Genomic DNA, 1,757 nt, shown 5'->3' with positions numbered 1-1,757 from the left:
TTCATTACAACGAGTTTATTTATCGGTGCTACCGGTAAATCTGCTCAGGTTCCATTATATACATGGTTGCCGGATGCGATGGCGGGACCTACTCCTCTTTCAGCGTTAATTCACGCCGCAACGATGGTAACGGCGGGTATGTATTTAGTGGTAAGATCCAACTTCTTATTCACTTTGGCTCCAACCGTTCAGGGAGTAATTTTATTCATCGGATTCTTAACGGCAGCTTTGGCAGGATTCTACGCGCTTCGTCAGAACGATATCAAAAAAGTACTGGCATATTCTACTGTTTCACAACTTGGATTCATGTTCATCGCATTAGGTCTTGGAGCTTATACAACTGCGATGTTCCACGTAATGACACACGCTTTCTTCAAGGCATTATTATTCTTGGGAGCAGGATCTGTAATCCACGCGATGAGCAACGAACAGGATATGCGTTTCATGGGAGGTCTGAAAAAATACATACCGATCACACACGCTACATTCCTTATCGGAACATTGGCAATCTCAGGATTCCCATTGCTTTCAGGGATGATTTCCAAAGACGAAATTTTAGTAGCTGCTTTCGCTAAAAATCCGGTATACTGGGTAATTTTATTTGTTTTAGCGGCGGTTACGGCTACGTATATGTTCAGATTGTACTATCTTACTTTCCACGGAGAGTTCAGAGGTACAGAAAAACAAAAACACCACTTACACGAAAGTCCTTCAAATATGACATTACCATTGATCGTATTGGCTGTTCTTTCCGTTTTGGGTGGATTAATTAACCTTCCTCACTTCATCGGTCATGGTCATTATGCCAAATTAATGGAATGGCTGAAGCCGGTTCTTACAGAGGAAAGCTTTAAACAGATGGAAGCAACTCTTTCGGGAGTTCCGTTTGGAACTGAAATGATACTTTTAGGAGCAACAGTTGTAATGTTCTTCTGCGTTTGGTTCCTTGTTAAAAATACTTATGTAAATAAGAAAAAACAGGCGTTACCGGAACAGCAGTACACAGGATGGGAAAAACTGTCTGCTAAAAAATTATACGTTGACGAAATTTACAATGCATTAATTGTAAAAACTGTTGAAGGATTAGGACGCGGAGGAAAGATGTTTGATAAAGGGATTCTTGATCGTTTTGTAGACTTCGTAGGTGAAGGCGCTGAAGACAGCGGAAAAGCTATGAAGCGTATCCAGAACGGAAATGTTGAGAATTACATCTTAATCATGTCTTTGGCTGTGGGAATTATACTGATTGTTAACTTTATATTACAATAATGTCTGGTTTATTATTAACACTATTACTATTACCTCTGGTAGGTTCGGGATTAGTTTTTGCATGGAAAGATAAATCCAGCAAATATTTGGCACTGGGAATTGCGTTGGTACAAATGCTGATTACCTTCTACATCACTGTGGATTTTGATTTTAATCCTACGGTAGACAGCGTATTGCAGCACGAGATCAACTATCCTTGGTCACAATTCATGAAGAGCTCTCTTCACTTCGGAATCGATGGGATGAGTTTACTTCTTTTATTGTTAACCAATATTCTGGCGCCTATCATTATTTTATCTTCATTTAACGAAAATGTAAGCTACAGAAATACATTCTATGGTTTAATTCTGTTGATGCAGTTTGGTCTTGTAGGAGTTTTCACTTCGCTGGACGGTTTGCTGTTCTACATTTTCTGGGAAGTTACTTTGATCCCGATCTGGTTTATTGCAGGAATCTGGGGTCAGGAAAATAAAAGATTTGAATTCACT

The 1,757-nt window shown here is 39.4% G+C and carries 1 protein-coding gene and 1 pseudogene; both read left to right on the top strand.

Annotated features, from left to right (window positions below):
- Positions 1-1,269, top strand: a 1,269-nt coding sequence (locus WFK35_RS22600; protein WP_336734871.1) for an NADH-quinone oxidoreductase subunit 5 family protein, incomplete at its 5' end; no start/stop codon positions are given.
- A pseudogene (locus WFK35_RS22595) lies at positions 1,269-1,757 on the top strand (NADH-quinone oxidoreductase subunit M); the annotation flags it as partial. The gene WFK35_RS22600 and the pseudogene WFK35_RS22595, both read left to right, overlap by 1 nt.

The organism is Chryseobacterium sp. VD8, from assembly GCF_037149975.1.
GTDB classification, from domain to species: Bacteria; Bacteroidota; Bacteroidia; order Flavobacteriales; family Weeksellaceae; genus Chryseobacterium; species Chryseobacterium indicum.
The sequence above is the reverse complement of the archived record's forward strand: the minus strand, read 5'-3'. Positions and strand labels throughout refer to the sequence as shown.